At 67.5% G+C, this 18,671-nt stretch carries 19 protein-coding genes; 13 read left to right on the forward strand and 6 right to left on the reverse strand.

Annotated elements, in window-relative coordinates:
- The first annotated feature begins 104 nt into the window (after positions 1–104).
- The 4 genes from HNP02_RS39230 to HNP02_RS39245 all read left to right on the forward strand — a co-directional run bounded on the left by HNP02_RS39230 (position 105) and on the right by HNP02_RS39245 (position 3,177).
- Entirely contained in the window at positions 105–1,136 is a 1,032-nt protein-coding gene (locus HNP02_RS39230; RefSeq protein ID WP_184446064.1) for a cytochrome c oxidase subunit II, read from the forward strand.
- Positions 1,137–1,145: 9 nt separating this feature from the next.
- Positions 1,146–1,565, forward strand: a complete 420-nt coding sequence (locus tag HNP02_RS39235) for a cytochrome c oxidase subunit 4 (protein WP_184446065.1) — start codon at positions 1,146–1,148, stop codon at positions 1,563–1,565.
- A 158-nt stretch (positions 1,566–1,723) separates the two neighbouring features.
- Positions 1,724–2,536, forward strand: coding sequence for a hypothetical protein (locus HNP02_RS39240; RefSeq protein ID WP_184446066.1), 813 nt, complete (start codon positions 1,724–1,726; stop codon positions 2,534–2,536).
- Positions 2,536–3,177, forward strand: coding sequence for a DUF2561 family protein (locus HNP02_RS39245; protein WP_184446067.1), 642 nt, complete (start codon positions 2,536–2,538; stop codon positions 3,175–3,177). The genes HNP02_RS39240 and HNP02_RS39245 overlap by 1 nt, the downstream gene beginning before the upstream one ends.
- Before the next feature lie 95 nt (positions 3,178–3,272).
- Here the strand turns inward: HNP02_RS39245 and HNP02_RS39250 are convergent, their stop codons facing one another.
- The 4 genes from HNP02_RS39250 to HNP02_RS39265 are packed head-to-tail and all read right to left on the reverse strand — an operon-like array spanning position 3,273 to position 7,565.
- Positions 3,273–4,922 carry a ubiquinol-cytochrome c reductase cytochrome b subunit gene (locus HNP02_RS39250; protein ID WP_184446068.1) on the reverse strand — a complete coding sequence of 550 codons (1,650 nt, stop codon included), beginning with the start codon at positions 4,920–4,922 and terminating at the stop codon, positions 3,273–3,275.
- Positions 4,919–6,103 carry a ubiquinol-cytochrome c reductase iron-sulfur subunit gene (locus HNP02_RS39255; protein ID WP_255507475.1) on the reverse strand — a complete coding sequence of 395 codons (1,185 nt, stop codon included), beginning with the start codon at positions 6,101–6,103 and terminating at the stop codon, positions 4,919–4,921. Before HNP02_RS39255 ends, HNP02_RS39250 begins: the two co-directional genes overlap by 4 nt.
- Positions 6,100–6,921, reverse strand: a complete 822-nt coding sequence (locus tag HNP02_RS39260) for a c-type cytochrome (protein WP_184446111.1) — start codon at positions 6,919–6,921, stop codon at positions 6,100–6,102. The genes HNP02_RS39255 and HNP02_RS39260 overlap by 4 nt, the downstream gene beginning before the upstream one ends.
- A gap of 32 nt (positions 6,922–6,953) precedes the next feature.
- Entirely contained in the window at positions 6,954–7,565 is a 612-nt protein-coding gene (locus HNP02_RS39265; RefSeq protein WP_184446070.1) for a heme-copper oxidase subunit III, read from the reverse strand.
- Between the two features lie 109 nt (positions 7,566–7,674).
- On the opposite strand from HNP02_RS39265, the gene trpD reads away from it, so the two are divergent.
- Positions 7,675–8,760 carry an anthranilate phosphoribosyltransferase gene (trpD, locus tag HNP02_RS39270; protein WP_184446071.1) on the forward strand — a complete coding sequence of 362 codons (1,086 nt, stop codon included), beginning with the start codon at positions 7,675–7,677 and terminating at the stop codon, positions 8,758–8,760.
- On the opposite strand, the gene HNP02_RS39275 is transcribed toward trpD, so the two are convergent.
- On the reverse strand, positions 8,744–10,567 hold the full coding sequence (locus HNP02_RS39275; RefSeq protein WP_184446072.1) for a DEDD exonuclease domain-containing protein: 1,824 nt from the start codon (positions 10,565–10,567) through the stop codon (positions 8,744–8,746). The genes trpD and HNP02_RS39275 overlap by 17 nt on opposite strands.
- A gap of 91 nt (positions 10,568–10,658) precedes the next feature.
- Between HNP02_RS39275 and HNP02_RS39280 the strand changes: the two genes are divergently transcribed.
- From HNP02_RS39280 to HNP02_RS39295, 4 genes are all read left to right on the forward strand, one after another.
- The gene (locus HNP02_RS39280; RefSeq protein WP_221318521.1) at positions 10,659–10,943 is read left to right on the forward strand and encodes a hypothetical protein; all 285 of its coding nucleotides are present in this window, start codon (positions 10,659–10,661) and stop codon (positions 10,941–10,943) included.
- 151 nt (positions 10,944–11,094) lie between these two features.
- Entirely contained in the window at positions 11,095–12,234 is a 1,140-nt protein-coding gene (gene ripC / locus HNP02_RS39285) for a peptidoglycan hydrolase RipC (protein WP_221318522.1), read from the forward strand.
- Positions 12,203–13,039: a peptidase gene (locus HNP02_RS39290; protein WP_184446073.1), complete on the forward strand. Its 837-nt coding sequence runs from the start codon at positions 12,203–12,205 to the stop codon at positions 13,037–13,039. Before ripC ends, HNP02_RS39290 begins: the two co-directional genes overlap by 32 nt.
- Before the next feature lies 1 nt (position 13,040).
- Complete coding sequence (locus HNP02_RS39295) at positions 13,041–14,183, forward strand: glycosyltransferase family 4 protein (RefSeq protein WP_184446074.1); 1,143 nt, start codon at positions 13,041–13,043, stop codon at positions 14,181–14,183.
- On the opposite strand, the gene HNP02_RS39300 is transcribed toward HNP02_RS39295, so the two are convergent.
- A complete protein-coding gene (locus HNP02_RS39300) occupies positions 14,180–15,982 on the reverse strand; it encodes a long-chain fatty acid--CoA ligase (protein ID WP_184446075.1) in 1,803 nt (600 codons plus the stop codon). The genes HNP02_RS39295 and HNP02_RS39300 overlap by 4 nt on opposite strands.
- Before the next feature lie 99 nt (positions 15,983–16,081).
- Between HNP02_RS39300 and HNP02_RS39305 the strand changes: the two genes are divergently transcribed.
- From HNP02_RS39305 to HNP02_RS39320, 4 genes are all read left to right on the forward strand, one after another.
- Positions 16,082–16,471 (forward strand): polyketide cyclase / dehydrase and lipid transport, encoded by a 390-nt coding sequence (locus HNP02_RS39305; protein WP_184446076.1) that lies wholly within the window; start codon positions 16,082–16,084, stop codon positions 16,469–16,471.
- A 94-nt stretch (positions 16,472–16,565) separates the two neighbouring features.
- Positions 16,566–17,003, forward strand: coding sequence for an SRPBCC family protein (locus tag HNP02_RS39310; RefSeq protein ID WP_184446077.1), 438 nt, complete (start codon positions 16,566–16,568; stop codon positions 17,001–17,003).
- The gene (locus HNP02_RS39315) at positions 17,000–18,271 is read left to right on the forward strand and encodes an ArsA family ATPase (RefSeq protein ID WP_309241861.1); all 1,272 of its coding nucleotides are present in this window, start codon (positions 17,000–17,002) and stop codon (positions 18,269–18,271) included. The genes HNP02_RS39310 and HNP02_RS39315 overlap by 4 nt, the downstream gene beginning before the upstream one ends.
- The gene (locus tag HNP02_RS39320) at positions 18,268–18,633 is read left to right on the forward strand and encodes a hypothetical protein (protein WP_184446078.1); all 366 of its coding nucleotides are present in this window, start codon (positions 18,268–18,270) and stop codon (positions 18,631–18,633) included. The genes HNP02_RS39315 and HNP02_RS39320 overlap by 4 nt, the downstream gene beginning before the upstream one ends.
- The last annotated feature ends 38 nt before the right edge of the window (positions 18,634–18,671 follow it).

Here is an 18,671-nt window from a genome sequence, read left to right on the forward strand (position 1 = left end):
GACTCGGTTCCACCACATTCCCCGGTCGCTTCGCTCCTGCCCTCCACGGTGGTCTACGCTGCGTAGTATTCGCCTAGCTTCACCGACTTCTAGGAGGCGCCAACGTGTCCGCTCGTGGGCTCCGATTGGTCGCGTTGTCAGTGGTTTTGGGTGGGACGACGCTCCTGCTCAGCGGGTGCAGCTGGTCGGAGGTGCTCGGCCTCGGATGGCCGTACGGCATCACTCCCGAAGGCAAGCTAAACCGCGAGCTGTGGATCGGTTCGGTGATCGCCTCACTGGTGGTCGGCGTCATGGTCTGGGCCCTGATCTTCTGGACTAGCGCGTTCCATCGGAAGAAGAAGACCGACACCGAATTGCCGCGCCAGTTCGGCTACAACATGCCTTTGGAATTGGTGCTCACCGTGGTGCCCTTCCTGATCATCTCGGTGCTCTTCTACTTCACCGTCGTGGTGCAGGAGAAGATGCTGCACAAGGACCCCAATCCCGAGGTCGTGATCGACGTCACGGCGTTCCAGTGGAACTGGAAGTTCGGCTACCAAAAGATCGCCTTCACCGACGGCACGCTGAGCTACGACGGCGCCGACCCGGCCCGCAAGGCCGCCATGGCGTCCAAGCCCGAGGGGGTGGACGCCCACGGTGAGGAAATCGTCGGCCCGATCCGCGGCCTCAACCCCGAGGACCGCACCTACCTGAACTTCGACAAGGTCGAGACCATCGGCACCAGCACCGAGATCCCGATTCTGGTGCTGCCCAAGGGCAAGCGCATCGAATTCCAGATCGCGTCGGCCGACGTGATCCACGGATTCTGGGTGCCCGAGTTCCTGTTCAAGCGCGACGTCATGCCCGACCCCGCGGCCAACCACTCGGACAACGTCTTCCAGATCAGCACCATCGAGCGGACCGGCGCATTCGTCGGTCGCTGCACCGAGATGTGCGGCACCTACCACTCGATGATGAACTTCGAGGTGCGCGTCGTTGAGCCCAACGACTTCAAGGCCTACCTTCAGTACCGCGAGGACCACCCGAACGGGACGAACGCCGACGCGCTGCGGGCCATCGGTCTGCCGCCGGAGGCGGTCACCACGCACCCGTTCGAGACGCGTCGCGGCGAGCAGGCACCCCAGGCGAGCAAGTAGGGACATCGCATGCACATCGAAGCCAGGCTGTTCGAGTTCCTGACCGCGTTCTTCGCCCTCTGCACCGTCTTGTACGGGACGCTGACGGCCCTCTACGCCTATGGCGGCATCGAATGGGCGGGCACCACCGCATTGGTGCTCACCACGGGCCTGACCCTCATCACCGGCACGTTCTTCCGGTTCGTCGCGCGCCGTCTCGACACCCGACCCGAGGACTACGAGGACGCCGAGATCTCCGACGGCGCGGGGGAGCTCGGCTTCTACAGCCCGGGCAGCTGGTGGCCGCTGCTGATCGCGCTGTCCGCGTCGGTGACCGCGGTCGCGGTCGCGTTGTGGCTGCCATGGTTGATCGCCGCGGGGGCGGTACTCGTGCTCGCGACGGCTGCCGGCCTGGTGTTCGAGTACTACACCGGACCCGAGAAGCACTGACCCGCACCGGGCCGGGTCACGATACGGCCCCAGTTGACCGACGTACGGCATCACGAGATCCGCTCAACCGTCCCGTTGGGTACTGTTGCCGAGGCACGGTCAGTCACAGTCTCCGAGGTGACGTCGCGCCGATTGGCAGTCGAGAAGGACAGGCGTAGATGAGCGGGCCGAATCCTCCTGGGTCGGACGAACCGGCGCAGGAAAAGACCAGCACCGGCGAGACCGAGATCTATTCGCGGGCGTACTCCGCTCCCGAATCCGAGCAGTTCACCAGCGGGCCGTACGTACCGCCCGACCCGGCGCTCTACGACTACGACACCCACGAGCCGGTGAACGAACTGGCCAACGATGAACCGCCACCGCGCTGGCCGTGGATCGTCGGCGTGGTTGCCATCATCGCCGCAGTCGCGCTCGTCACGTCGGTAACGGTGCTTGTCGCCCGTACCGATAACGAAAACCTTGCGACGCCGTCGACGAGCACCAGCAAGTCCGCGCCTCCCGTGCAGGACGAGATCACCACGACCACCAGCACGACGACGCCTCCGCCACCGCCTCCTCCGCCGCCCCCGACCACCGAGGAACCGCCGCCCCCGCCGCCGGAGACGGTCACCGTGACCCAGGAGCCCGCGCCGCCCGTCGTCGAAGCACCGGCACCGCCGCCGCCGTCGGCTGTGCTGCCCACGACGAGCGTGCAGGCCGGGCCGAGGTTCATCACCTATACCGTCACCGGCACGAAGGCGCCGCTGGACCGCATCTCGGTCACCTACACCGATGCGTCGGGTCGCCAGCGCACCCAACAGAACGTGTACATCCCGTGGTCACTGACGGTGACCCCGATCTCGATGTCTGAATTCGGCTCGGTGCAGGCCTCCAGCCTGTTGCGGTTGAGCAGGCTGAACTGTTCGATCACCACGAGCGACGGTCAGACGATCGCGTCGCAGAACAACAACGACTGGCAGACCAACTGTTGATGACACAAGACGACACGAGCCGACCGCGGCTCAATCCCGGCACCTTGGACCAAACCGACCGCATTCTGGCCGCCGTGTGTGCGGCGCTCTGGTTGGCCGCCCTCGGGGCGGGAGTGGCCGCCGTCGTGGCTCTGGTGGACCTTGGCAGTGACCACACGGCCACCACCTCCGGTTCGGATACGCCGTGGCTGCTGTACGCGGTGATCGCAATCTCGGCCGCCGTCATCGTCGGCGCGGTGCCGCTGCTGATCCGGGCCAGGCGCTCCGCCGTCGGCGGCACCCCGCGACCCGCCGCCCGCACCGCGACCACGGAACGGGCCGGGTTCGGCGATCCGGTCGCGGCCACCACCAGACTGAGCACGGTGGGCGGTCCGGCCATCCGCCGCAGCGCGGTGCCGCCTGCGAGCAGCCGCGTCGGCTTCCCGACCGCTGCCGTCGACCAGATTTGGCTGCGCAGCTCCCTCGTCATTGCTGGCGCGATCGGCGCGGCGACGGCGCTGATCGGTGTCGGCACGTATCTCATGGCGACCGAGAGCGACACTGCGGGATGGGTCGCCTACGGGCTGGCCGCCATCGTCACGGTGGGGATGCCGGCCGTCCCGTGGTTCTTCCTGCGCCAGCTGCGCGACGTCCTGGCCTGACGCTACGTCGGCGAGATCTGTCCGAGGGTCGTTGGCAGCGCAATTCCACAGCCGTGGTGCAGATGTCGGCGCGGCGAGAAGCTAGCCCCGACCGATCAGTGATGACCGTTCGAGGAGCCGTTCCCGTTGGAGCCGTGCTCGTCGTCCTGGTATTCCTTGAGCGCGATGATTCCCTTGCGTTCGGTCGCGTGTGCGGCCTCGGCCAGGGCGTCGCTCTCGGACACGGGGTCGGCGAAGAGGAAGCTGCCGGTACCCGTTGCGCCGCCGGAGCCCAGCTTGTTCATCCGCTTGGGCAGAGGTGCGCCCTGGTACTCCAGCGGAATCGGGTGGCCGTGGTCGTCGACCGGGCCGAGTGGCTGGTGCAGCTCGATGTAGGCGCCGTGGGGCAGGCGCTTGAGGATGCCCGTCTCGATGCCGTGCTCGAGCACCGCGCGGTCGCTGCGCTGCAGTCCGACACACCACCGGTAGGTGAGGTAGTAGACGATCGCGGGCAGCACCACCATGCCGATGCGGCCGATCCACGTGGTCGCGTTCAACGAGATGTGGAACTTGAGCGCGATGATGTCGTTCATGCACGCGAAGGTCAGCACCATGTAGAACGCGATGGTCATGGCGCCGATCGCGGTACGCACCGGAACGTCACGCGGCCGCTGCAGCAGGTTGTGGTGCGCGTTGTCGCCCGAGAACTTCTTCTCGAGGAACGGGTAGGCGATCAGGAGCGTGAAGACCAGGCCCATGATCAGCGCGACCGCGACGGCCGCGGGCACCGTGTGGCCGAACGGATAGATCTCCCACGCCGGCCACATACGGGCCATGCCGTCGGTCCACATCATGTAGAAGTCAGGCTGGCTGCCTGCCGAGATCTGGGAGGGCTTGTATGGGCCAAGCTGCCAGATCGGGTTGATCTGCAGCAGGCCACCCATCAGGCCGAGGATGCCGACGGTCATGGCGAAGAACGCACCGGACTTGACCGCGAACACCGGCATGACGCGCACGCCGACGACGTTCTTCTCGGTGCGGCCGGGCCCGGGGAACTGGGTGTGCTTCTGGAACCACACGAGCGCCAGGTGAACGCCGATGAGCGCCAACATGATTCCGGGAATCAGCAGAATGTGAAGGGCGTACAGGCGCGGAATGATGATCTCACCGGGGAAGTCGCCGCCGAAGAGCAGCCAGTGCAGCCAGGTTCCGATCACGGGCATGCCAAGCGTGATCGACGAGAACGCCGCCCGCAGGCCCGTGCCGGACAGCAGATCGTCGGGCAGCGAGTAGCCGAAGTAACCCTCGAACATGGCCAGGATCAACAGGATCGAGCCGATGACCCAGTTGGCTTCACGTGGCCTGCGGAACGCTCCGGTGAAGAAGATGCGGGCCAGGTGCACCATGATCGACGCGGCGAACAGCAGCGCGGCCCAGTGGTGGATCTGGCGCACGAACAGGCCGCCGCGGACCTCGAAGCTGATGTCGAGCGTGGTTTCGTAGGCGCGCGACATCTGCACGCCGTTGAGCGGCTGGTACACGCCGTGGTAGGTGACCTCGGCCATGGACGGATCGAAGAACAGCGTGAGGTACGTGCCGGTCAGGAGCAGGACGATGAAGCTGTAGAGGGCGATCTCCCCGAGCAGGAACGACCAGTGCGTCGGGAAGACCTTGTTGAGCTGTCTACGCACCGCAGCCGAGGGGTGGTAGCGCGAGTCGATCGCATCGCCTTGTGCGGCTGCCATCTCTGCAAGTTTTGTGCTCATGACATTGAATTCCGTTCCCAGAAGGCCGGTCCGACGGGTTCGATGAAGTCTCCGTTTGCCACTAGGTAGCCATCTTTGTCGATGGTTACCGGAAGCTGGGCCAACGCGCGTGCCGCAGGGCCGAAGATCGGCCGTGCGAAATGCAGGGCGTCGAACTGCGACTGGTGGCACGGGCACAGGATGCGGTAGGTCTGCTGCTCGTAGAGCGACGACGGGCAGCCCAGGTGCGAGCACACCTTGGTGAATGCGTAGAGATCGCCGAAGTTGAAGCTCTCCTGGCCCTGTCGCTTGACGACGCGGTGTTCGTCCTCCGGCCGGATGCGGATCAGCATCACCGGGTTGCGCACGCCCATCGCGAGCTCGGTCAGCTTCTCGTGCGACTCGACAGTCGTTCCGTCACCGTCGGACTCGCGCCACGGGAACACGGTCTCCATGCCGCCCGCGTCGATGTCCTCTGGCCGCATCTTGACGAACGGCGACTCGCCTGGCACGCCGGTCGCCCGCGCCATGTAGATGGTCTCGCCGTGGAACCGCGGGGTCCAGCCCGACGTCCACAGCACGGCCTTCAGACCGTCGGCGGTCTTGACGACCGGCTTCCACGGGTTCTTGATCAGGCCACCGATGAACGCGACGGCCGTGCCGAGCCCGAACGCGCCGAGCCCGACGCCAAGCGACAGGCCAATCAGCTTGCGCCGCTTGAGGGTCGAACCCTCGAGTGCGTCGGTGAGGTTGGCCGCCACGGTCTTTCGCTGGAGCTCGGGGGAGGCGCCGTCGTGGCGATCCTGGATCGAGATCTCCTCGGGGATGAACTTCTTCTGGAAAAGCACGGCTCCGATGCCGATCGCCAGGATCGACAGGCCGAACGTGACGCCGTAGAGCGGGGTGGCGAGCGAATAGAGAAGTTCGCCCTTGGACCCGAACGGCTTGTACTCCCACGGCCAGAACAAGAAGACCAGCAGCAGCGCGAGACCCGAAAGGCCGCCGAACAGAAGCCAATACGACACGGAGCGCTCGGCGCGCTTCTCGGCCTTGGTGCCCTCGACCGGCCAGCGTGGCTCCTTGAGGACCGTCTCGACGCCGTCGATCCGGCCGCCGAGCTGCACGAGGTCCGCGCGTGACATCTCTGCCAGCTGGGCCTCGGTCGGCTCAAGTTCGTTGGGCGTGCCCTCCGAGTTGCTCATGCTCGCGATCCGATCCACATGGCCACGCCGATGATCGCGACCATCCCAATGATCCATGCCGCCATGCCCTCCGGCGCCGGGCCGAAGCCACCGAGGCCGTAGCCGCCGGGATCTGGCGTGTTCGTGGCCTCGTGGACGTAGGCGACGATGTCGCGCTTCTCCTCGGGGCTGAGCTGGCGGTCGCCGAACTTCGGCATGTTCTGCGGGCCGGTCAGCATCGCGGTGTAGATCTGCGCCGGCTCGGCCTCGTCGAGTGGCGGCGCGAACTTGCCCGAGGACAGCGCACCACCCTTGCCGGTGAAGTTGTGGCATGACGCGCAGTTGAGCCGGAACAGATCGCCACCACGGGCGACGTCGTCACCCATCAGCATGTCCTGGGCCACCGTGCCGTTCTGATCACGCGGGACGGTCGGACCGCCACCGTTGGCCTGCACGTAGGCGCCGAGCGCGTCGATCTGATGCTCGTCGAAGATCGGGTCCTTGCGCGGGGCCTGCGCCTCGCCACGCATCGCAGGCATGCGACCGGTGGACACCTGGAAGTACACGGCGGCCTCGCCGGTACCGATCAGGCTGGGGCCGCGGTCGGGCACACCCTGCAGGTTGGCGCCGTGGCACGTCACGCACGAGGTCTCGAAGAGCTGCTTGCCGGTGCGCAGCAGGCCGAGCTGCGACTCGTCGGCGACGGCAACCTGCGGCTGCGGCGTCAGGATGGCAACGAGGCCACCGGCGAAGGCGAGTCCGATCAGCAGCAACACTGCTGCCGAGAGGCGTCGGCGTAGCCGACGGCGGGACTTGCTGGTCATCGAACCCCTTCTCATCGGCTTTTTGGCTGGCTGCTCGTCAGTAGAGCTCATCGCACGAAGTAGATGGTGGCGAACAGAGCGATCCACACGATGTCGACGAAGTGCCAGTAGTACGACACGACGATCGCGGCGGTGGCCTGCGCAGGGGTGAACTTGCTCATCGTCGTCCGCATCAGCAGGAAGATGAACGCAACCAGGCCGCCGATGACGTGCAGGCCGTGGAATCCGGTGGCCAGGTAGAAGACCGAGCCGTAGGCGCTGCCGGGGATCGTCGTGCCGTGGGTGACCAAGTGGTAGTACTCGTAGGCCTGACCGCCGACGAAGAAGGCGCCCATCAGGAAGGTGATCAGGTACCAGCGCCGCAAGCCGTAGACGTCGCCGCGCTCGGCCGCGAACACACCCATCTGACAGGTGAACGACGACGCGATGAGCACCAGGGTCACCGGCACTGCCTGATACAGGTTCAGCTCGGTGGGATGCGGCGGCCAGTCACCGGCAGCTTGGGCGCGTGCGGTGAAGTACATGGCGAATAACCCAGCAAAGAACATCAATTCGCTGGAAAGCCAGACTATGGTGCCGACACTGACCATATTGGGCCGGTTCAGCGAATGCACGCGGGCAGTGATCGCGGTTCCCGAGGTCCCTACAGCACTCGTCACACATGAAGTATGACGCTTTGTAGTTGATTAACTCCACCCGGGTCGCGAGATTCGTCGTTTTCTGTTCCGGGAGGAGACGGAGGGTCCGTTCCGGGAGCAGACGGAGGGCATGTGGCCGACGGCTAGGCTCAGCCGCGTGGCATCCGACGTTTCCCCCACTTGGCCCCAGATTCTCGGGCGTCTGACGACCGGTCAGACGCTGGCGACCGGACAGGCCGGCTGGGCCATGGATCAGATCATGACGGGGTCCGCGACGCCCGCCCAGATCGCCGGCTTCGCCGTGGCGATGAAGATGAAGCGTCCGACTTCGGCAGAGGTGACCGAGCTGGCCGAGGTCATGCTTCGGCACGCCCGCCGCATGCCGCCGGGTTCGATCCCCGCGGACGCCGTCGACGTGGTGGGCACCGGAGGCGACGGGGCGAACACCGTCAACCTGTCGACGATGGCTTCCATCGTCGTTGCCGCCAGCGGGATCCCCGTCGTCAAGCACGGCAACCGGGCGGCGTCGTCGCTGTCCGGCGGTGCCGACACGCTCGAGGCCCTCGGCGTCAGGATCGATCTTGGACCCGACGAGGTCACCCGCTGCGTGGCCGAGGTCGGCATCGGCTTCGCGTTCGCACCGCAGTTCCATCCGTCCTACCGGCACGCGTCCGTGGTGCGCCGCGAGATCGGTGTGCCAACGGTCTTCAATCTGCTTGGGCCGCTGACCAATCCGGCCGCGCCGCGCGCAGGCCTGATCGGGTGCGCCTGGGGAGACCTCGCCGAGGTGATGGCAGGGGTGTTCGCCACGCGTGGGTCCAGCGTGCTGGTGGTACACGGCGACGACGGACTCGACGAGCTGACCACCACCACGACCAGCACCATCTGGCGGGTGCAGAAGGGCACCGTCGAGCGGCTGACGTTCGATCCCGCGGCGTTCGGCTTCCAGCGCGCCGACCTGAGCCAGCTGATCGGCGGTGACGCCGAGGCCAACGCGGCATCGGTGCGCGCCGTGCTCAGCGGGGCCAAGGGGCCGGTGCGCGACGCGGTGGCGCTCAACGCGGCGGGCGCGATGGTCGCCCACGCCGGGCTGTCCAGCGATGCCAAGTGGGTGCCCGCATGGGAGGCCGGGCTGGCGCGTGCCAGTGAGGCGATCGACTCGGGCGCGGCCGAGAAGCTGCTCGCGAAGTGGGCGCGGTTCACCCAGAAGGTCTGAGCGCAGGCCGCAGGGACGCCCGGCGCGGTCCGTAGAGGACGTCGTAGTCGTCCCCAACGGCCTGCTCGGCGGCGATCCTCGCCGATCGGGCCTGGGCCGCCCACTCGGCCAACCGTCCTGCCGCAGCGAGCGGTGTGGCGTAACCGGATTCGGAGTCATTGTCGGTGCGCACGATCCGCACTCCAGGATGGGACAGCCAGCGGGCGATGAGTGCCGACTCCTCGACCAGCGCGCCACCCAGCGGTGCCGCGGCAGGCAGAATCACTTGCGCCGCAGCGCAAATCGCGTCGACCACGGGCATCGGCGGAACTCCGCGCCGTGCGTTGCCCGCCGCGCCGAGCTGGCCGCGGCGGATCACCGCCAGATGCCAGCCGCCGCTGTCGTCGGGGCGGGCCGCCACCAGTTCGGCCACCGCGGACAGGGCACGCAGTCGTTGACCGCGCCACAGGGCATCGATGGCTGTCGCGGTGTGATCGCGCAGGCGGGCAGCGCTCTCGTATCGGCCATGGGCGGCCAGGTCCTCGATGTGGGCGAGGGCCTCCGAGAGCGCCGCGCCGTCGTCGCCTGCGATGAGGCGGTGCGCGCGCAGTGGTCCCGCGGCATACCCGTCGGCTGCGACATCGCGTGGCGCCGGGCACGGCGACAGCTCGCGCTCGACGCAGGCGGGCCCGTGCCGTGCCGAACGGCCAAGTCGCGCGCCACAGGTGCGCACCCCGGTGAACTGAGCCAGCAGCGTCGCGGTCTCGATGGCGTCGGCGCGGGCCCGGAACGGACCGATGGCGCGGTCGTGCTTGGGCGCCCGCACCGCAGAGAAGCGGGGGAAGGGCTCGTCGGTGAGGACCACCCACCACCACCGGTGCGGAAACTTCGATCGCTTGTTGTACGGCGGCGCATGTGCGGCAAGCAGCCGCAGTTCCCGCACGCCCGCCTCGAGGTCGTGCGCGCACTCGACGTGGTCGACGCGGGTGGCCAGCGCCACCATTTCCTTCATCCGGGTGCGCGGGTCGGCGCCGTTGAAGTACTGACCGACGCGCCGCCGTAGATCCACCGCAGTTCCGACGTAGAGCACCTCGTCGGCGGGGCCGCGGAACAGGTACACCCCCGGCCGGTTCGGCAGGCTGGTGGCCAGGTGGCGCTTGGCGCGCTGCTTCGGCGTCACGTCGGGCAGATACGACCGCAGCTCGGCGTAGGAGTGCACGCCCTGATTCCCGACCCGTTCGATCAGGGCATGCAGCACGTCGACGGTGGCGCGGGCGTCGTCGAGCGCGCGGTGGGTCGGTGTTGTTGTCGCACCGAACAATTGCGCGAGTGCGGACAGGCGCACGCTTGGCGCCTCGTCGCGGGTCAGCACGCGGCGCGCCAGCTTGACCGTGCACAGCACCGGCGGCTGCGGCCAGGCGAGTTCGCACCGCTTGGCCGCGGCCTTGAGGAAGCCGATGTCGAAACCGGAGTTGTGCGCCACCAGAACCGCGCCGCGGGAGAACTCCAGGAACGCGGGCAGCACTGACTCGATGCGCGGGGCGTCGCACACCATGGCGGTCGTGATGCCCGTGAGCGCGACGATCTGCGGAGGGATGGACCGGCCGGGATCGACGAGGGTGGCCAGTTCGCCGAGCACGACCCCGCCGCGGATCTTGACGGCGCCGATCTCGGTGATCTGGTCGTGGTCGCCCCGGCCCGGCATCGACTCGCTGGCCCGCCCGCCCGTGGTCTCCAGGTCGACCACGACGAACGTCGTGTCGCGCAGCGATACCTCGTCCATGTCGAAGGCCAGTTGCTCGGCGTTGGCGAGGCGAGATCCAGCCATGTCGTGACCGTAGGGCGCTCGACTGACATCGATGTGATTTGTCAGAGCGTGTCGTTAGCGTGCGATCAAACGAACAGAAAGGAGCGCCGCGATGGACGAGGCGAGCGAAGCGACGAGGGATGTCTCGCAACGCGAGACACCGGGGCAGGACGAAGGACATACCGGGGGCGATACCGGGTCCGTCGTCATCGACTGCGATGACTGCGCAGTCCGTGGACACGGCTGCAAGGACTGCGTGGTGAGTGTCCTGCTCGGGGTGCCAGAAACCTTGCAGGATGACGAACGTCGCGCGCTCGACGTGCTGGCCGACGTAGGGTTGGCACCGCGCCTGCGGCTAGTGCCAATTCATCGCGGGCGTCAATCGGGAGTCGCTTGACGACACGCGCCACGGGTACAGCGAAATTTATTCCGGGGCGCCTGTTAAATTTGCGGCTTCCAATGGACAACCCCGATGCCGTTTCGTAACCTGTCTGAGACCTAAGAGCAGTTCGACGCGGCTCGCAACGGCAGTTGTAAGGACGCAAAACTTGAGGCTTGACTGCACGCACTGGAGCACAGGTGGTATTCGACGACCCGTCATCGGTGCGATAGCCGGCCTCATGGTCTTCGGCGGAGCCCTCGTCGGAAGCGTGCACGCCGACCCCGCAGACGACGCGCTGGCAAAGCTGAACGAGCTTTCTCGTCAGGCCGAGTCGACCACCGAAGCCATGCACTCCGCGGAGCTCGACCTCAAGGACAAGCTGGCAGCGCAGCAGACCGCCGATGCCCAGCACGCCGCCGACCAGGCGGCCGTCGATGCGGCCACCGTGCAACTGGCAACGTTCCAGAGCGGCGTCGACAGGGTTGCTGCAGCGCAGTACATGGGCGGCCGTACCGACGGCCTCGACGCGATGCTGACCGCATCGTCGCCGCAGGGCCTGATCGACCAACTCGCCGTGCAGCGGGTGATGGCCACCGAGATGTCGGTGCAGATGCAGAACTTCAAAACCACCAGTGTTACGGCCGCCAGCGCGGAGGCGGCGTCCGCCAAGTCCGCCGCAGATGCCAAGACTGCCGCCGAACAGGCCGCCGCGGTGCGCGCGGACCTGCAATCCAAGCAAAGCAAGCTGCAGGTGCAGATCGCCGTCGTCAAGTCGCAGTACTCGATTCTCACCCCGGCTCAGCGGGAGGCCCTTGCGGCCATACCGCCCGCGCCGGCGCCCGAGGCAGTGCCCGCACCCGACGCGGTGCCGCCGGGTGACGGTGGCCCCGAGGTGCTGGCTGCCGCCCCTGGTGGCGACATCGCGCCGCCGGAAGCCGCCCTGCCCATGCCGGGCCCCGGCGCCGAGGGCATGGTCGCCGTGCAGGCAGCGCTCACCCGGATCGGGTCGCCGTACTCGTGGGGCGCGTCAGGGCCGGGCTCGTTCGACTGCTCCGGTCTGGTGATGTGGGCGTTCCAGCAGGCAGGCATCAACCTGCCGCACTCCAGTCAGGCCCTTGCGCAGGGTGGCCAGTCGGTATCGATGGACCAGATGCAGCCCGGCGATCTCGTCACCTATTACTCGGATGCCTCGCACGTGGGGATCTACATCGGCGACGGCATGATGGTGCATGCCTCCACCTACGGGACTCCGGTTCGGGTCGCCCCGGTGGACAATGCGCCGATTCACAACGTCCGCCGGTACTGAACGCCCACTTCTGGGCCTCCTTCTACTCGTCGAGCTGATCGTCGCCGTCGCGCTGCTCTGGCGTCCCGCGCCGGCGCAAGTCCCGCCGCCAGCGCCGCCCCCGGTCGCATCGAGCACGCCCGTGCTCACCTCGCAGACGCTGACCCTGCGCGACGGCCGCACCGCATCCCTGCTCCCGCTCGGCGGCGCCCGGTCGAGCACTCTGACCGCCAGGATCGCCGCCGAACTCGACGCGGCCACCGACGCCGTCACCGCGTTCTGGGGTGACGGCTGGCGGCGCGACATCGAGATCGTGGCGACGGGCACCGACGAGGAGTTCGCGGACATGGGCACTCCCGGTTCCGACATCGCCGCGGCGACGACACCCCAGCGGATCGTGTTCGCTCCCGGCGCGGCGGCGATGAGCGACGGGGCACTCCGGATCGTGCTGCGTCACGAGCTCTTCCACTACGCGGCGCGGGCCGACACCGCAGCCGACGCGCCGCGCTGGCTGACCGAGGGCGTAGCCGACTTCGTCGGACGCCCGCCTCAGCCGCGGCCGGGGCCCGCACTGGCCGCCGACCTGGCCAAGATCCCGACCGACGCCGATCTCGACACCCCTGGCGCGACACGGTCGCTGGCCTACGACCGGGCGTGGTGGTTCAGCCGCTTCGTCGCCGACCGGTACGGGATGCCGACTCTGCGCAAGCTGTACCTGGAGGCATGCCGTCCCGGTCACCCCGACGTCGCGACCGCCATCCGCGACACCCTCGGCGCCGACCTGACCCAGGTGGTGGCCTCCTGGCGCCAGTGGTTGAGCGGATAATATGACTTCAGTTCTGCTGGTGACCAATGACTTTCCGCCGCGTTCCGGCGGCATCCAGTCCTACCTTGAGAACCTGGTGGGCGGGCTGGTCAAGACGGGCACGCACACGCTGACGGTCTACGCACCGAAGTGGAAGGGATGCGAGGCCTTCGACCTCGAGGCCGCCACTGACGGCTATGAGGTGGTGCGTCATCCGACGACGTTGATGGTGCCCGAACCGTCGGTGGCGATACGGATGCGACGGCTGATCGCCAGCCACGACGTCGACACCGTGTGGTTCGGCGCCGCCGCGCCGCTGGCCCTGCTGGCGCCGCTGGCCCGCGACGCTGGGGCGAGCCGCGTGATCGCCAGCACGCACGGACACGAGGTGGGCTGGTCGATGTTGCCGCTAGCCCGAACGGCGTTGCGGCGCATCGGAAACGACACCGACGTGGTGACGTTCATCAGCCAGTACACCCGCGACAGGTTCGCCTCGGCGTTCGGGCCGCGAGCGGCTCTGGAACGGCTGTCGCCTGGCGTCGACACGGATCGGTTCGAACCGGATTCCGTCGCACGTGCCGAATTGCGGGCGCGCTACCGGCTCGGCGAGCGGCCCGTCATCGTGTGCCTTTCGCGCCTGGTGCCGCGCAAGGGGCAGGACATGCTGATCCGCGCACTACCCGCGATCCGGCAAAGGATCGACGGTGCCGCCCTGGTGATCGTCGGGGGTGGGCCGTACCGCACCATGCTGCACCAGCTGGCGCACCAGTTCGGGGTCGCAGAACACGTGGTGTTCACCGACGGTGTGCCTGGCGACGAGCTGCCCGCGCACCATGCGATGGCCGACGTGTTCGCGATGCCATGCCGGACAAGGGGAGCGGGGCTGGACGTCGAGGGCCTCGGCATCGTCTATCTCGAGGCGTCGGCATCCGGCGTGCCCGTGGTGGCAGGCCGGTCCGGTGGCGCACCGGAGTCGGTGATCGACGGCGAGACGGGATTGGTCGTCGACGGTGGGGACGTCGGCGCCATCGCGGTCGCGGTCGGCGACCTGCTTGCCGATCCCGACCGGGCCACGCAGATGGGCGCGGCAGGCCGAAGATGGGTCGTCGAGAACTGGCAGTGGCACACCAAGGCGCAGCGCCTCGGTGAACTACTGACCGGTTAGCCCTTGCCGTAGAGCGCCTCGATGTCGCTCGCGAACTTTTCCGCAACGACCTTGCGCTTGACCTTCAGCGTCGGGGTGAGTTCGCCGGTGTCCTCGGTGAAGTCGACCGGCAGGATGCGGAACTTGCGGATCGACTCGGCATGCGACACCGCCTGGTTGGCTTCCTTGACGGCCAGCTCGACCTCGGCCGTCAGGTCCGGGTCCTCTGCCAGGTCGCCGACGGAAGCTCCCACGTCCTTGCCGTTGCGGGTCTTCCACGCGGGGAAGGCCTCCGGGTCGATGGTGATGAGCGCCGCGATGAACGGCTGCGCGTCCCCGACGACCAAGGCCTGGCTGATCAACGGGTGTGCGCGCAGCCGGTCCTCGAGCAGAGCCGGGGCCACGTTCTTGCCGCCGGCCGTGACGATGATCTCCTTCTTGCGGCCGACGATGGTCAGGAAGCCGTTGTCGTCGATCGCCCCGAGATCACCCGTGTGGAACCAACCATCGGAGAACACGGCGTCGGTCTCGGTCTGGTTGTGCCAGTAGCCGCCGAACACCACGCCGCCGCGGACCAGAAGTTCGCCGTCGTCATTGATCCGCATGCTGTTGCCGCCCAACAACTTTCCAACCGAACCGACCTTGAGGCCGTCGACCCGGTTCACGGTGATGGCGGCACTGGTCTCGGTCAGCCCGTAGCCCTCGTAGATGGTCAGGCCGACACCCCGGTAGAAGTGCCCGAGGCGTGCGCCGAGCGGGGCGCCGCCGGAGATGGCCGCGCGGCAGTTGCCGCCGAGCGCGGCGCGCAGCTTGCCGTAGACCAGCTTGTCGAACACCGCGTGCTTGGCCTTGAGCAGCAGGCCCGCGCCGCCGGTGTCCTGAGCCTGGCTCCACTCGATCGCCGTGGCCGCCGCGATCTCGAAGATCCGGCCCTTTCCGTCGTTGCGGGCGTTCTGCTCGGCGGTGTTGTAGACCTTCTCGAACACCCGGGGCACCGAGACCACCAGCGATGGCTTGAACACCCCAAGCGTGGGCACCAGGTTCTTCACGTCGCTGGTGAATCCCAGCGTCACGTTGTTGCTGAACGCCGAGATGGTGATGGCGCGGGCAAGGACGTGGGCCAGGGGGAGGAACACCAGCAGCTTCTCGCCCTTGTCCAGCAGTGCAGGGAAGCAGGCCTTTGCGCCGCGCATCTCGTAGAGCAGGTTCGAATGGGTCAGCTGGCAGCCCTTGGGCCTACCGGTGGTACCCGACGTGTAGACGAGCGTCGCGACGTCGACCGACTTGATGGCCGAGAGCCGGGCCGTCAGCTCGGCCGGGTCGGTGGCCGCGCCTGCGTCGGCCAGCTCCTCGAGTGCGGCCGGACCGATTCCATCGATCCGGAGGATCTTGCGCAGCTCCGGTAGGTCGCCCTTGAGCTCTTCGATCTTGTCGGCGTGCCCGTCGGTCTCGGCGAACGCCACGACGGCACCGGAGTCGGAGAGCACGAAGCTGATCTGCTCGGCCGAGGAGGTTTCGTAGATCGGGACGGTGACCGCGCCGATGGACAGGATCGCGAAGTCGATGATCGGCCACTCGTAGCGGGTCGCGGACAGTATCGCGACGCGGTCACCGGGTTGGACGCCTTCGGCGATCAGACCCAAGGCGGTCGATCGGACCTGCGCGGCCACCTGGGCGCTGGTGACGTTCGACCATGTCCCGTTGATCAGCCGTTGAATGATCACGTGGTTGGGATCGTCGCGCTCGTGGTCGAACACGGAGCTGACGACGGTGTCGTTGTCGCCGACGGTGAACGAAGCGGGAACACTGAACTCGAGCACGGTCGTTGCCTCTCAGCAGTGGTAGCGGCATTGCCTGCGAATAGCCTAGTCGGCGGCCTAGTCACACCGACGGCCTCTCGTGTGTGAAGCTGTTCTGCGATGAACAGCATCCAGATCGCGGACGAGACCTTCGTCTGCGCCGACCCGGTCGAGGTCGGCGCTGCGGTTGCCGACCCCGCGAACTGGCGGCGGTGGTGGCCGGACCTTCGGCTGACGGTGGTCGAGGACCGCGGTCCGATCGGGCACCGCTGGACGGTGACCGGCGCGTTGACCGGGACCATGGAGGTGTGGCTGGAGCCCGTCCTCGACGGCGTCGTCCTGCACTACTTCCTGCACGCCGAGCCTTCGGGTGCGACGGCATGGGAGCTGTCCAGGATGGACCTGGCCAAGGCGAACCACAGGCGCCGGGTGGCTGGCAAGAACATGGCCTTCGAGGTGAAACGCAAACTGGAGGAAACCCGCCCGGTCGGGGTCTCCCGGCTGGCGTGACCACCCGTCGGGGATTGACGGTTGCGGGTACATTTTTGTGCTGAAGGGCGCGGATCTGCCCTCCAGCGCACCGAGCGACCCGGGAAGAGAACACGTGGCGGACAAGACTGCGCAGACGATCTACATCGATGCCGACCCGGCGACCGTGATGGACGTCATCGCCGACATCGGGACGTACCCGGACTGGGTCAAGGAGTACAAGGAGACCGAGGTCCTCGACGTCGACGACGCGGGCTACCCGCGCACGGCGCGACTGCTGCTCGACGCCGCGGTGCTCAAGGACACCATGGTGCTGGCCTACGTCTGGCCCGCGGACCGCAAGTCGGTCACCTGGTCGCTGGTATCGAGCTCCCTGTTGAGGGCGTTGGATGGATCGTATCGCTTGTCGCCCAAGGGTTCTGGTACGGATGTCACCTACGAGCTGTCGGTCGACCTGATCATCCCGATGATCGGTCTGCTCAAGCGCAAGGCCGAGCGCAGGCTCACCGATACCGCGTTGAAGGATCTCAAGAAACGAGTCGAGGCTGAGTGATCGCAACTGATCCCGACCCGGCCGCCGCCGTACGGATCAGTCTCTTCGTCGGCAAGGGCGGGGTAGGCAAGTCCACGTTGGCGACCGCTACCGCCGTGCGCGACGCGCGCGCCGGCGAGCGGGTGCTGATCGTGTCGACCGATCAGGCGCACTCCACGGGTGACGTGCTCGGCGCGACGGTGACGCCGACCGGCGAGCCACTTCCGACCCGCGTGCTGGCCGACCTGGACGTCGGCGCGGGTGGCGGATTCCTCGATGCGCTGGCTCTGGACACCCTGGCGCTGTTGGAAGTCCGCTGGCGTGAGGTGGCAGGCGTCCTGGCCGCCAGGTTCCCCGAATCCGACTTGGGAAACGTTGCACCAGAGGAGCTTTCGGCATTCCCGGGGATTCAAGAGGTGCTCGGCCTGAACGAGGTGGCCGACCTCGCCGACTCGGGCCGGTGGGATCACGTGGTCGTCGACTGCGCATCGACGGCCGACGCGATGCGCATGCTGACCCTGCCCGCCACGTTCGGCCTCTACCTGGAGCGCGCCTGGCCCAGGCACCGCAGGCTGTCGCTGGCGGCGCAGGACGCCCGGTCCACCGGCGCGGTCGAGTTGCTGGAGCGGATCAGCGCGGCAACGGAGCGACTCGGATCCCTGCTGGTGGACGGATCGCGCGTCCGCGCGCACCTGGTGCTCACCCCGGAGCGGGTGGTGGCCGCCGAAGCGGTGCGCACCCTCGGCTCGTTGGCTTTGATGGGCGTGTCCGTCGACGAGCTCATCGTGAATCAAATTCTGATGCAGGACGATTCATACGAGTACCGCAACCTGCCAGAACACCCGGCATTCGACTGGTACACCGAGCGCATCTCCGAACAGCGGGCGGTACTCGACGAGCTCGACACCGCCATCGGCGACGTCAAGCTCGTGCTGGTGCCGCACCTGCCGGGTGAGCCGATCGGGCCGAAGGCGCTTGGCGAGCTGTTGGACAGCGCCCGCAGCAGGGACGGCTCGCCGCCGCCAGGGCCGCTGCGACCCGTCGTCGACCGCGAATCGGGCTCCGGGCTCGATGCGATCTATCGGTTGCAGCTAGAGTTGCCGCAGGTCGATTCCGGCGCGCTGACGCTGGGCCGGGTCGACGATGACTTGATCATCGGCGCCGGAGGCATGCGGCGGCGGGTTCGGTTGGCGTCCGTGCTGCGGCGATGCATCGTGGTGGACGCCCAGCTGCGTGGCAGCGAGCTGACGGTACGTTTTCGACCAGATCCGGAGGTGTGGCCGGCGTGAGTGGGTCTCACTCTGACATTGGTCCGGAATTGCGACAATTGGCGCAGACCATCCTGGACCAGCTCGACCCGGCGGTACGCCTCGCAGCGGCGCGGCTATCGGCCGGTGGCGATGGCAAGTGCCAACAGGTGTGGTGCCCGGTGTGTGCGCTGGCGGCGCTGGTGAACGGCGAGCAGCACCCGATGCTGAGCGTGATCGCCGAGCACAGCGTCGCGCTGTTGGCGGTCGTCAGAGCAATGGCCGACAGTGCCGGTGCCTCCGAGACGCCCGAGCCGCCCAGCACGCCGGACGGTCCACCCGACGAGCCGCCGCCCGCAGGGCCCGGCCGATATCAGCACATCCCGGTGACCGTCGAGGAGTGACTCGCGCACCCAGGACCGCGGTCTACGTGGTCGCAGCC

The organism is Mycobacterium sp. AZCC_0083, from assembly GCF_014202335.1.
In the GTDB taxonomy this organism is placed as follows: Bacteria; Actinomycetota; Actinomycetes; order Mycobacteriales; family Mycobacteriaceae; genus Mycobacterium.

Coding starts and splice junctions, on each gene's coding strand:
- HNP02_RS39255 (WP_255507475.1), bottom strand. CDS start 6,103: ATGAGCAACTCGGAGGGCACGCCCAACGAACTTGAGCCGACCGAGGCC.
- HNP02_RS39260 (WP_184446111.1), bottom strand. CDS start 6,921: ATGAGAAGGGGTTCGATGACCAGCAAGTCCCGCCGTCGGCTACGCCGA.
- HNP02_RS39275 (WP_184446072.1), bottom strand. CDS start 10,567: ATGGCTGGATCTCGCCTCGCCAACGCCGAGCAACTGGCCTTCGACATG.
- trpD (WP_184446071.1), top strand. CDS start 7,675: ATGTGGCCGACGGCTAGGCTCAGCCGCGTGGCATCCGACGTTTCCCCC.
- HNP02_RS39295 (WP_184446074.1), top strand. CDS start 13,041: ATGACTTCAGTTCTGCTGGTGACCAATGACTTTCCGCCGCGTTCCGGC.
- HNP02_RS39245 (WP_184446067.1), top strand. CDS start 2,536: ATGACACAAGACGACACGAGCCGACCGCGGCTCAATCCCGGCACCTTG.
- HNP02_RS39290 (WP_184446073.1), top strand. CDS start 12,203: ATGCGCCGATTCACAACGTCCGCCGGTACTGAACGCCCACTTCTGGGC.
- HNP02_RS39280 (WP_221318521.1), top strand. CDS start 10,659: ATGGACGAGGCGAGCGAAGCGACGAGGGATGTCTCGCAACGCGAGACA.
- HNP02_RS39305 (WP_184446076.1), top strand. CDS start 16,082: ATGAACAGCATCCAGATCGCGGACGAGACCTTCGTCTGCGCCGACCCG.
- HNP02_RS39235 (WP_184446065.1), top strand. CDS start 1,146: ATGCACATCGAAGCCAGGCTGTTCGAGTTCCTGACCGCGTTCTTCGCC.
- HNP02_RS39250 (WP_184446068.1), bottom strand. CDS start 4,922: ATGAGCACAAAACTTGCAGAGATGGCAGCCGCACAAGGCGATGCGATC.
- HNP02_RS39240 (WP_184446066.1), top strand. CDS start 1,724: ATGAGCGGGCCGAATCCTCCTGGGTCGGACGAACCGGCGCAGGAAAAG.